Below are 11,215 nucleotides of genomic sequence, written 5' to 3' on the forward strand. Positions count from 1 at the left end.
ATTCTGATTGTTTCCACGCCGGGTGGCCCCCATCCTGGAATTCGCTACGGGACAGCGGATTCCACAGGAGGAACCATGGCGGAAGAAACCGAACGGGATCGTTGGGATCCGGGCGTACAGTCCTACGCTTCGATGGGCTATTACGCGCCCGACTACGTACCGGCCGATACCGATGTGCTCGCCGTGTTCCGGGTGACCCCGCAGCGCGGCGTCGACCCGATCGAGGCCGCCGCCGCAGTGGCGGGTGAATCATCCACTGCCACTTGGACTGTCGTGTGGACCGACCGGCTCACCGCGCACTCGAAGTATCAGGCCAAGTGCTACCGGGTCGACCCGGTGCCGGGGCGCGAGGGCGAGTACTTCGCCTATATCGCCTACGATCTGGACCTTTTCGAAGAAGGGTCGATCACCAACCTCACCTCCTCGGTGATCGGCAATGTGTTCGGGTTCAAACCATTGCTGGCATTGCGCCTCGAGGACATGCGCATTCCGGTGGCGTATGTGAAAACCTTCCAGGGTCCGCCGCACGGCACGGTGATGGAACGCGAATACCTCAACAAATACGGCAGACCACTGCTCGGCGCGACGGTGAAGCCGAAGCTCGGTTTGTCGGCCCGCAATTACGGGCGCGTGATCTACGAGGCCTGCAAGGGCGGCCTGGATTTCACCAAGGACGACGAGAACATCAATTCCCAGCCCTTCATGCGCTGGCGCGACCGGTACCTGTTCGCGATGGAGGGGGTGAACCGGGCGATGGCCGAGACAGGCGAGATCAAAGGCCACTACCTGAATGTCACCGCCGCCACCATGGAGGACATGTACGAGCGGGCCGAGTTCGCCAAGGAAATCGGGTCGGTCGTCATCATGATGGACCTGACCGTGGGTTATACGGCGATGCAGTCGATGTCGAAGTGGGCGCGACGCAACGGCGTGCTGCTGCACCTGCACCGGGCCGGACATTCCACGTTCACCCGCCAGAAGACGCACGGGGTGAGTTTCCGGGTGCTGGCCAAATGGTGCCGACTGATCGGGGTGGATCACCTGCACGCGGGAACCGTGGTCGGCAAATTGGAAGGCGATCCAGCGACGACCCGCGGTTTCTACGACACCCTGCGCGAGAACCACATTCCGGCTCAGCTGAGCAACGGCATCTTCTTCGATCAGGAGTGGGCGAGTCTGCCCGGCGTGATGCCGGTGGCCTCCGGCGGTATCCACGCGGGTCAGATGCATCAACTGCTGGACCTGTTCGGTGACGATGTGATCCTGCAGTTCGGTGGCGGAACGATCGGTCATCCGCTCGGTATCGCGGCGGGCGCCGAAGCCAACCGGGTGGCACTCGAGGCGGTGGTCAAGGCCCGCAACGAAGGACGTGACCTGATCAAAGAGGGCCCCGATGTGCTGCGGACCGCGGCCTCGACGTGCCGCCCGCTCGAGGTCGCGCTGTCGACCTGGGGTGATGTCACCTTCGATTACACATCCACCGACGCGCCCGACGCGGTGCCGACGCCGAGCCTGTAGGGAGACCGGTCATGTATCTGCGACACGGGACGTTCTCGTATCTGCCCGAACTCACCGACGCCGAGATCGCCGCCCAGGTGCGGTACGCGCTGCTCAACAGTTGGCCGGTGTCGATCGAGTACACCGACGACCCGCATCCGCGTAACACCTACTGGGAGATGTGGGGGTTGCCGCTGTTCGATCTGGACGAACCCGACGGGGTACTCGCCGAGATCAACGCGTGCCGCTCGACGTTCCCGCGCCACTACGTGCGGGTCAACGCCTATGACGCCACCTACACCAAGCAGACGACCGCGCTGAGTTTCCTCGTGCAGCGTCCGGCGCAGGAGCCCGGCTTCGAGTTGGCTCGCGCCGAGGGTGCCGATCGCCGCCAGATCTACAGCGTGCGGTCCTATGCCACCGAACGTCCGCAGGGACAGCGGTATGGGGGCTGAGGGAACCGCCAACGGTTTCCGGTTGCCGCGGCCGGGCGTCACCGACGTCCGGCCGTCGCGTCCGACCGAGGACGCGCCGCAGACCGAGGAACTGCTGGCTGCCGACGCGCTGCTCGATCTTTCGCAGGATCTGGCCGGTCACGATGTGGCCGAGACCTTGACCGCGCTGGATGCCGAGCTGATCGGGTTGGCGAATGTGAAGCTGCGGGTGCGCGAGATCGCGGCGCTGTTGATGATCGATCGGGCGCGCCGCCGGTTCGGCCTCGAGTCGTCGCGCCCGACCATGCACATGAGTTTCACCGGTCCGCCGGGCACCGGTAAGACGACGGTGGCGCTGCGGATGGCGCAGATGCTGCACGCACTGGGCTACATCCGTAAACCGAAGGTGCACACGGTGACCCGGGACGACCTCGTCGGCCAGTTCATCGGCCACACCGCCCCGAAGACCAAGGAGGCGATCGCCAAGGCCGCCGGTGGGGTGTTGTTCATCGATGAGGCCTATTACCTGTTCCGACCGGAGAACGAACGCGACTACGGGCAGGAGGTGATCGAGATCCTGCTGCAGGAGATGGAGAACGAGCGGGCGAATCTGGTGGTGATCTTCGCGGGCTACCCGGATCGGATGGACCGGTTCTTCTCCGCCAATCCGGGTTTGTCCTCGCGGGTCGCCCATCACCTGGAGTTCGTCGATTACACCCACGAGGAATTGCTCGGCATCGCGGAACTGATGGTGACCGCGGAGAATTTCGCTTTCGATGCCGCCGCACGCGACGCGTTCTCCCGGTATTTGACGGTGCGCATGACGCGGCCCCGGTTCTCCAACGCCCGCAGCGTGCGCAATGCGATCGATCGGTGCCGCTTGCGTCAGGCGAAACGACTGGTGGAGTCGGGGCGGCCGTTGTCGCGGTCGGATCTGGTCACGCTGTGCGCCGAGGATGTGCTCGGCAGCAGTGTTTTCGAGGAGGTGGGTGCCTCGCCATGCCGACCAGTTTGAAAACGCTGACCCGATACACGATCGAGGAGGAACATCGTCATCCCGGGTCGTCGGGGGAATTCTCCGCGCTGGTGAATGTGGTCGCCACCGCCACCAAGATCATCGCCAATCAGGTGACGCGCGGTGTGATCCCGGGACCGGGTCACGAGGACGAGCTGGGGTCGGCGGGTAGTCGGTTGGATGTCCTGACCGACGAGATCATGGTGGCGCAGACGCAGTGGACCGGGCATCTGTCGGGGTTGCTGTCGGAGCAACGTGCCACCGCGTTGCCGGTGCCCGCCACTCAGCGGCGCGGCAAGTATCTGCTGGCGTTCGACGCGCTCGACGGGTCGAGCAATATCGACGTGAACCTGCCCGTGGGTTCGATCTTCAGCATTCTGCGCGCGCCGCAGGAGGTGCTCGACGGCACCGCCGAACCGTCCGACACCGACTTCCTGCAGCCCGGCGCACGGCAGGTGTGTGCCGGGTTCACCCTGTACGGGCCCGCGACGATGCTGGTGCTCACCACCGGCAGCGGGGTCGACGGGTTCACTCTCGACCGGGAGATCGGTGCTTTCGTGCTCACCCATCCGCGCATGCGGATCCCCGAGGACACCTCGGGTTTCGCGATCAACGCCGCCAACGAACGGTTCTGGGAGCGGCCGGTGCGTCGGTACGTGCAGGAGTGCCTGGAAGGGGTGGAGGGGCCGAGAGGCCGTGATTTCAACATGCGCTGGGTGGCGTCCTTGGTCGCCGACACCTTCCACATCCTGACCAGGGGCGGCATGTATCTGTACCCGCGTGATACCCGCAATCCGGCACGGCCGGGGCGGGTTTCGCTGCTGTACGGCGCCAACCCGATCGCGTTCATCGTCGAGCAGGCGGGCGGGGCCGCCACCACCGGGCACGAACGGGTGATGTTGGTGCCGCCGAGCCAGGTGCATCAACGGGTGCCGTTCATCTTCGGGTCGCGCAACGAGGTGTTGCGCGTCGAGCGGTATCACGCCGAGCCCGACGAGGGCCCAAGCTTCGACAGTTCGCTGTTCGGGACTCGTTCGCTGTTCCGCCCGGCCAAGCACGACCAGCGCACCTAGGAGCCGCCCTATGTCGGTCAAACATCCCGTCGTCGCGATCACCGGGTCCTCCGGTGCCGGAACGACCAGTGTGACACGCACTTTCGAGGAGATCTTCCGTCGCGAGGGCATCAGCGCGGTGGTTGTCGAGGGCGATTCGTTCCACCGCTACGACCGGGCCGAGATGAAACTGGCGATGGCCGAGGCCGAGGCGCGGGCCAACCCCACGTTCTCGCATTTCGGGGAGGACGCGAATCTGCTGCCCGAGCTCGAGGCGCTGTTCCGCGAGTACGGCGAAACCGGTGTCGGGCAGGTGCGCAAGTACCTGCACGACGACGAGGAGGCCAAACCCTACGGGCAGCCCGCTGGCACGTTCACCCCCTGGGAGGATCTCGCGCCGGGCAGCGACCTGTTGTTCTACGAGGGCCTGCACGGTGCGGCGGTGACCGATTCGGTGAACATCGCCCAGCACACGGATCTGCTGGTGGGGGTGGTGCCGATCATCAACCTCGAGTGGATCCAGAAGGTATACCGCGACAAGACCCATCGCGGGTATTCCAGTGAGGCGGTGATCGATACGATCCTGCGCCGCATGCCCGACTACGTGAAGTACATCTGCCCGCAGTTCTCCCGGACCTACGTGAACTTTCAGCGGGTGCCGACGGTCGACACGTCCAATCCGTTCATCGCGCGCAGCATCCCGACAGCGGACGAGAGTTTCGTGGTGATCCGGTTCGCCGATCCGAAGGTGATCGACTTCCCGTATCTGCTGTCGATGCTGCACGATTCGTTCATGTCGCGACCCAACTGCATCGTGGTGCCGGGCGGGAAGATGGAGTTGGCGATGCAGCTGATCTTCACACCGTTGATCCTGCGGTTGATGGACAAACGGCCCAAACGCAACCTGTGATCAGGCCTCGTCGCCGTCGTGCTGCTGTTGCTGTCTGCGGGCCTCGCGGCGCTGCTGTTCGGCGCGTTCGCGCAGGCCGCGCAGGAAGGCCTCGTCGTCGTCGGGGTTGGCGGCGATGTGGCGGCCGGGGCGGTCGTATTCGCTGAAGCGAGTGTTGGACACCGGGCGCGTCGGGCCGACCGGGCGTCCGGCGAACAGCCACAGCAGTGCGCCGATGGTCGGCAGCAGGACGACGACGATCAGCCACCCCATCTTGGGCAGGTGGCGGATGCCGTCGTCGGGGCTGGTGACGATGTCGACGAGGCAGTACACCCACAGGGCGAGGGTCAGAAACCCGATGATCGCGTAATGCATTGCGGTAGTCCTCATGGTGATGGATGGACGGAGGACCCCGACGCCCCCGGCAGCAAGGATGCCGTACGTGCGCACGGTTCGTTGTGTCGGGGTGTCGATCAGTCGGGCAGCAGTGGGACCGACAGGCCCTCACCACGATCGAGCAGGGCGGCGCGGGTGACGGCTGCGGAACCGAAGCGGCGGCGCAGGTCGTCGAGGGTGGCGTCGAGGGTGTTGTCGGCGCGTGGTTCCAGGGGCAGCGTCAGTTGCATGGTGTCGGCGTCGTCGAGGTTGGTCAGTGCCAGACCGATGAGGGTGAGGCCGCGTTCGGCGATGAGTGGTGCGGCGGTGTCGAGGAGTCGGCGGGCGGCTTGTCGGATGGCGGTGGTGGCGTCGGTGGCCTCGGCCAGGGTGTGCGAGCGGGTGGCGCGGGTGAAGTCGTCGAAACGCAGGCGCAGCACCACTGTTCGACACACTCGGTCGGCGGCGCGCAGGCGGCGGCCGAGACGGTCGGTGAGTCCGTCGAGGTAGGCGGCGATTTCGTCGGGTTCGCGGTGGCGGCGTCCCAGGGCGCGTTGGGCGCCGATGGAGCGGCGGCGTCTGCCGGTTTCGACGCGGCGGGGGTCACGCGCCCACGACAGGGCGAACAGGTGGCGGGCGGCAGCGGGGCCGAGGATGGCGCGCAGGTTGGCTTCACCGAGTTCGGCGAGCTGCCCGACGCGGGTGATGTTGTTGGCGTGCAGGGTGGCGGCGGTGACTGTGCCGACGCCCCATAATCGTTCGACCGGCAGCGGGTGCAGGAAGTCGAGTTCGCCGCCGGGTGCGACCAGGCGCAACCCGTCGGGTTTGGCGACGGCGGAGGCGACTTTGGCCAGGAACTTGGTGCGGGCGATGCCGACCGAGATGGGCAATCCGACCTCGGTGCGGACGCGTTCGCGCAACCGCTGGGCGATGTCGGCCGGTTCCCCGCCGATGCGCCGCAGACCACCGACATCGAGGAAGGCCTCGTCGATGGAGATGCCCTCCACGATCGGGGTGGTGTCGTGGAAGATCGCGAACACCGCCTTGCTCGCCTCGGCATAGGCCGACATCCGCGGCGGCACCACCACCGCGTGCGGGCACACGCGCAGTGCCTGCCCCGCGTTCATCGGTGTGCGCACACCGAACGCCTTGGCCTCGTAGCTGGCGGCCAGCACCACCCCACCGCCGACGAGCACCGGTCTGCCCCGCAACGACGGTCGATCCCGCTGCTCGACCGAGGCGTAGAACGAGTCGAGGTCGGCATGCAGGATCGACGCCTCGGCACGGGTCTGGATGCGTGGGTTGCGCGGGGCGGCGGAGTCGGACACGAACATATGTTCGCATCGATGTCCGACAAGAACGCGGCATCCACCAGCTGTCCGCAAATTTTCGGCGAACGTCAGTCTCGGTGAGCTTTCCGGATCCACACTGGTATTCCGGATCGTCGAAGTGCTCCCGCGATGGATTCCATGTCGACTCGAGTACCCTCGAGCCCCGTCTCGTGCAATCGCTGCGCCATCGCCCGTGCCTGCACGAGGGAGACAGACCGCACGGTGCGCAATGCCCGCATCACCAGCGCTACCGGCACGCCGTCGCCCTCGATCTCGAGGATCGACGGGCCGTTCGCCGCCAGGATCGCTTCGCGAAAACCCGCCTGGTCGGGGTGATCGCAGCTCGCCCAGACCGCTCCGCACGCCGCGCAGCATCCGTCCAGGTCCCACCGGACGTGTCCGCCTACCAGCGCCTGGGTCAGGGTCGAGTCCGTTGTCGCGCCGCACTCGATGCACGATGCCGGGTACGGGGACGATTCGGTGACGATGTCGGTTCCGGTGGAGCGGCTCAACACGGTGTCTGTCCAGAAGTTGCCGAATTCCGGTTCGCTACGCGCCGAGGCACCACGATGACTTGGCAGTTCGATGATTCGAGCCACAGCACCAGGCCGTGGACGGACTCGCCGCGCAGTGGAAGCTGTGTATCCAGTGGCAAGCTGGTGACTCGCAAAAGACCGATCGCGTCCTGCTTCTGATCGAGCTCGATGAAGACGCCGAAAGGCTGGCGCCCGATTACTCTTCCGGTCACGAGGCTGCCGACGGGCAGCGATTGCACTGTGTCCGGCCATGCGGTGCGTGCCCGACGCGCCCATTCTTTGTCATCGGGCCAGAAGTACTCGTCTGTCGCCATCGGCTTCGAGTTTATGTGCCGCAGTGTGACGCAACCGCCGGGTTTGTCGTACCGGTCTGCTGGGATGGGGGTCCGGGGTCGTCGGTGAAAGAGGTTGGTGCGCATGGTGAGTGTCGGGTGGGATCAGGTGTTCGCGTGGCGGCTGGGGCGGCAGTTCGTCGCGCCTCGCAGTGGCGGAGCGGTCGAGGAGATCGCGGGGCGGTTGGTCGGGGTGCAGGCGCAGGTGGCGTCGGCGGCGGAGACTGCGGTCGCGGTGCGCGGTGCTTCGGTGGGATCGGTGGGCGCGGCGCTGTCGGCGGGTGGGCTGGTGAAGACGTGGGCGATGCGGGGGACGTTGCACGCGATGGTGCCGGAGCAGGCCGCGGCGGCGTCGGCGTTGATGGGGTCGGCGCGGACGTGGGAGAAGCCGTCGTGGGTCAAGACCTTCGGGGCCACCCCGGACCAGGTGGCGGCCTTGGTCGAGGTGGTGTCGGGGGTGCTGGCCGAGCAGGCGCTCACCCGCGAGGAGTTGGTGGCGGCGGTCCTGGCCGAACCGGGGTTCGAGCATCTGGGTGAGCAGTTGCGGTCGGGGTGGGGCGCGGTGCTCAAGCCGCTGGCGTGGCAGGGGGCGCTGTGTCACGGTCCGATGCGTGGCACGAAGATCACCTTCACCGCGCCGGGGAACGTGGTGCCGGGCTGGGCGGGGCTGCCCGAGCCCGATGTGGCGGCGCCCGAGCTGATCCGGGCTTATCTCGGTGCCTACGGTCCGGCGACGCCGGAGACCTTCGACGCCTGGCTCAGCCGCAACAGCTTGCGCAAGACGGTGGTGCGGGGGTGGTTCGCGGCGCTGGGCGAGGAGTTGACCGAGGTCGAGGTGGAGGGCCGGAAGGGCTGGCTGCTCACCGAGTTCGTCGACGAACTCCGGTCCGCGACCCCGGACGACGCCATTCACCTGCTCGGCCCGTTCGACCAGTACGTGCTCGGCCCCGGCACCGGCGACACCGCGCTGCTGCCGAGCGAGCATCGGGTGAAAGTCAGCAGGACGGCAGGCTGGATCTCGCCGCTGGTCCTGGTCGGCGGTCGGATCGCGGGCACCTGGGAACAGCAGGACGGGCAAGTGGTGGTCACACCGTTCGACGGCGTCCGGTTGCCGCCGCGTGCCCTGAACGCGGCGGTGGAGCGGCTCGGCTCCGCGATCGGGAACACCCTGACGGTCCGGATCGAGTAGGCGGGTTTCTCGAACCGCCTCGAGCGAACCAAGCGCTTGCTACGGTGAGGCGATGATCCCCACGATCGTCTGGGGCACCGGCAATGTCGGCCGCGCGGCCATCCGCTGCGTCACCGCCCATCCGGCGCTGGAATTGTCCGCGGTGCTCGTCCACGACCCCGCCAAGGTCGGCCGCGACGCCGGTGCGCTCGCGGGTCTGGACGCCGAACTCGGCGTGCGAGCGACCGACGACATCGATGCTGTGCTCGCGGCCGGACCCGGTGCGGTGGTGTACGCGGCATCCGGAGACATCCGACCCGACGACGCCCTCGCCGACATCGTGCGCGCGATCCGGGCCGGTGCGGTGGTCGTCACGCCCGCGCTCTACGCCCTCTACGACCCGACCAACGCCCCGCCCGAGATCCGGGAACCGATACTGGCGGCGATCGAGGAAGGCGGCGGCTCGCTGTTCGTGTCCGGGATCGATCCCGGCTGGGGCAACGATGTGCTGCCGGTACTGGTCAGCGGACTCGCGGGCACGCTCGACGTGGTGCGCTGCCAGGAGATCTTCGACTACTCCACCTACGACCAACCCGACTCGGTGCGCTACCTGGTTGGGATGGGGCAGCCGATGGACTACCAGCCGCCGATGCTGCTGCCCTCGGTGCCGACGATGGTCTGGGGTGGGCAGATCCGGTTGCTGGCCAGGGCGTTGGACGTCGAACTGGACGACATCCGCGAGACCGTCGAGCGACGTGCACTCGATGCGACTGTGCAGACGGTGCGGATGGGTGAGTTCGCGGCGGGCACACAGGGCGCGGTGCGCTTCGAGGTACAGGGCATCGTCGCGGGCGAGGCGCGTATCGTCATCGAACACGTCACCCGGATCCACCCCGACTGCGCCCCGGACTGGCCGACACCACCCGACGGTGCGGGCGCCCACCGCGTGATCATCGAGGGCAGCCCACGCATCGAGGTGAATGTGTCCGCCACCGACGAGGGCGGCAACCGGGCGGCGGGCGGAAACGCCACGGCGGTGGGCAGATTGGTCAACGCGATCGACTGGCTCGTGGCCGCCGAACCAGGTCTCTACGACGCGCTCGAGGTCCCGTTGCGCGCCGCGGTCGGCAAACTCGGAAGGAAGACCTCATGATCATCGACGTGCCGCAGGGCAAGGACCCCATCGGGTATGTGTGGGGTGAGATGGTGCCCGGCATCGGTGTCGCGGCGGCGGCGTTCTCGCTGTCGGTGTACGAGCACTCCACGCTGGGGCTGCGGGAATTCGAGGCGGCCCGGTTGCGGATCGCCCAGATCAACGGGTGCCTGTTCTGCCAGGACTGGCGCACCGAACGCGACGGGCACAAGGTCGAACCGGAGTTCGCCGACGCGGTCACCGACTGGCGCGACACCGACCGGTTCGACGAGCGAACCCGGCTGGCCGCCGAGTACGCCGAACGTTATGCCACCGATCATCACGGTCTCGACGACGAGTTCTGGGCGCGGATGTTCGCCAACTACTCCCAGCCCGAGGTGGTGGAGCTGAGCATGAGCATCGGTTCGTGGCTGGCTTTCGGGCGACTCAACCGGGTTCTCGGCCTCGACACGGCCTGCGTGCTGCCCGGGCATTGAGTCGCGCGGGCGCGCTCGGCGGGCCCGCGGGTTAGGCTGCGGGCCGTGGAGTCTCCGATTCGGCAGCTGATCGATACCGTGGCCTGGGTTCTGATCGACAACGGCCGGATTCTGTGTGCCCGTCCGCGCGGTAAGGATGTCTTCTACATTCCGGGCGGCAAACGCGAGGGCTCCGAAACCGATCTGGAGACGCTGGTGCGTGAGGTGGCCGAGGAACTGACCGTCGAGTTGTCGCCCGAGACCGCCGTCCACGTGGGCACCTATGAGGCCGACGACGCGGACGTCGTGGTGCGGATGGCCTGTTACACCGCCGAGTACCGGGGTGTGCTCACGGCGAGCAGTGAGATCGAGGCGCTCGCCTGGTTCGGTTTCGGCGACCGGGATCTGGTGCCGCCGGTCGACCAGTTGTTGTTCGACGACCTGGCCGCCGCGGGGGCCCTGCGGTGATCGACGCGGCGGCCCGCTCGGCGATCTTCGAGCTGATCGCGGTGCCGCTGGCATTCACCCGGGTCCGCACCCGGGTACGGGTGGCGCGGCGGACTTTGCGCGAACCGGTGGGTGCTCATGGGGTGTCGCTGCTCCGGTGCCTGGCGCATTCGGTGCTGTCGGCTGGGGTGGGGGTGGTCGGGTGGTTCCTGGCGTTGCTGAGTGTGTTGGTGCTGGTGCGTGGTCTGGCGTATCCGATGTTGGTTGGCGACGGGTACCGGAATGCGTGGGGCGGGCCGACTCCGGCCGGGGCGTGGGCGGTACACGCAGTGCTCGGTCTGCTTCTGGCACCGTCGTTCCTCGCGGTCGTCGCGGTGCTGGGACGACTACAGGTCCGGTTGATACACACGGTTCTCGGCGGTCACCGATCATGGTGGCCGATTCCGCTCGCCGTGGTGTTCACGGCGGCGGGCACCCTGTTCTGCATCGCGTGGTCACACCAGATCTGACCGATCCTCCGCCGCACGACCT

Annotated in this window: 14 protein-coding genes; 10 read left to right on the top strand and 4 right to left on the bottom strand. The window is 67.1% G+C overall.

Annotated features, from left to right (window positions below):
• Positions 1-75: 75 nt before the first annotated feature.
• Genes NC7_RS15100 through NC7_RS15120 form a run of 5 tightly spaced genes read left to right on the top strand, consistent with a single transcriptional unit; the run spans position 76 to position 4,908 of the window.
• Complete coding sequence (locus tag NC7_RS15100; RefSeq protein WP_067983430.1) at positions 76-1,518, top strand: form I ribulose bisphosphate carboxylase large subunit; 1,443 nt, start codon at positions 76-78, stop codon at positions 1,516-1,518.
• 11 nt (positions 1,519-1,529) lie between these two features.
• Positions 1,530-1,952: a ribulose bisphosphate carboxylase small subunit gene (locus NC7_RS15105; protein ID WP_067983432.1), complete on the top strand. Its 423-nt coding sequence runs from the start codon at positions 1,530-1,532 to the stop codon at positions 1,950-1,952.
• Positions 1,942-2,946, top strand: coding sequence for an AAA family ATPase (locus NC7_RS15110; RefSeq protein WP_067983434.1), 1,005 nt, complete (start codon positions 1,942-1,944; stop codon positions 2,944-2,946). Before NC7_RS15105 ends, NC7_RS15110 begins: the two co-directional genes overlap by 11 nt.
• Entirely contained in the window at positions 2,931-4,019 is a 1,089-nt protein-coding gene (locus tag NC7_RS15115) for a class 1 fructose-bisphosphatase (RefSeq protein ID WP_067983436.1), read from the top strand. The genes NC7_RS15110 and NC7_RS15115 overlap by 16 nt, the downstream gene beginning before the upstream one ends.
• A 10-nt stretch (positions 4,020-4,029) precedes the next feature.
• On the top strand, positions 4,030-4,908 hold the full coding sequence (locus tag NC7_RS15120) for a phosphoribulokinase (protein WP_067983438.1): 879 nt from the start codon (positions 4,030-4,032) through the stop codon (positions 4,906-4,908).
• Here the strand turns inward: NC7_RS15120 and NC7_RS15125 are convergent, their stop codons facing one another.
• The 4 genes from NC7_RS15125 to NC7_RS28550 all read right to left on the bottom strand — a co-directional run bounded on the left by NC7_RS15125 (position 4,909) and on the right by NC7_RS28550 (position 7,443).
• Positions 4,909-5,262, bottom strand: a complete 354-nt coding sequence (locus NC7_RS15125) for a PLD nuclease N-terminal domain-containing protein (RefSeq protein WP_067983440.1) — start codon at positions 5,260-5,262, stop codon at positions 4,909-4,911.
• Between the two features lie 98 nt (positions 5,263-5,360).
• The gene (gene dinB, locus NC7_RS15130) at positions 5,361-6,596 is read right to left on the bottom strand and encodes a DNA polymerase IV (protein WP_067983441.1); all 1,236 of its coding nucleotides are present in this window, start codon (positions 6,594-6,596) and stop codon (positions 5,361-5,363) included.
• Positions 6,597-6,661: 65 nt separating this feature from the next.
• Complete coding sequence (locus tag NC7_RS15135) at positions 6,662-7,105, bottom strand: hypothetical protein (RefSeq protein ID WP_157102014.1); 444 nt, start codon at positions 7,103-7,105, stop codon at positions 6,662-6,664.
• Positions 7,102-7,443, bottom strand: coding sequence for a hypothetical protein (locus NC7_RS28550; RefSeq protein ID WP_157102015.1), 342 nt, complete (start codon positions 7,441-7,443; stop codon positions 7,102-7,104). Before NC7_RS28550 ends, NC7_RS15135 begins: the two co-directional genes overlap by 4 nt.
• 103 nt (positions 7,444-7,546) lie before the next feature.
• Between NC7_RS28550 and NC7_RS15140 the strand changes: the two genes are divergently transcribed.
• From NC7_RS15140 to NC7_RS15160, 5 genes are read left to right on the top strand one after another with little or no spacing between them, the layout of a single operon-like run.
• Positions 7,547-8,650, top strand: coding sequence for a winged helix DNA-binding domain-containing protein (locus NC7_RS15140; protein WP_067983444.1), 1,104 nt, complete (start codon positions 7,547-7,549; stop codon positions 8,648-8,650).
• A gap of 52 nt (positions 8,651-8,702) precedes the next feature.
• On the top strand, positions 8,703-9,782 hold the full coding sequence (locus NC7_RS15145) for an NAD(P)H-dependent amine dehydrogenase family protein (protein WP_067983446.1): 1,080 nt from the start codon (positions 8,703-8,705) through the stop codon (positions 9,780-9,782).
• Positions 9,779-10,258: a carboxymuconolactone decarboxylase family protein gene (locus NC7_RS15150; RefSeq protein ID WP_067983448.1), complete on the top strand. Its 480-nt coding sequence runs from the start codon at positions 9,779-9,781 to the stop codon at positions 10,256-10,258. The genes NC7_RS15145 and NC7_RS15150 overlap by 4 nt, the downstream gene beginning before the upstream one ends.
• A gap of 45 nt (positions 10,259-10,303) precedes the next feature.
• The gene (locus NC7_RS15155; protein ID WP_201449887.1) at positions 10,304-10,705 is read left to right on the top strand and encodes an NUDIX hydrolase; all 402 of its coding nucleotides are present in this window, start codon (positions 10,304-10,306) and stop codon (positions 10,703-10,705) included.
• A complete protein-coding gene (locus tag NC7_RS15160; RefSeq protein WP_067983450.1) occupies positions 10,702-11,193 on the top strand; it encodes a hypothetical protein in 492 nt (163 codons plus the stop codon). The genes NC7_RS15155 and NC7_RS15160 overlap by 4 nt, the downstream gene beginning before the upstream one ends.
• Positions 11,194-11,215: the final 22 nt, after the last annotated feature.

This window comes from Nocardia caishijiensis NBRC 108228 (genome assembly GCF_001612825.1).
Lineage (GTDB): Bacteria > Actinomycetota > Actinomycetes > Mycobacteriales > Mycobacteriaceae > Nocardia > Nocardia caishijiensis.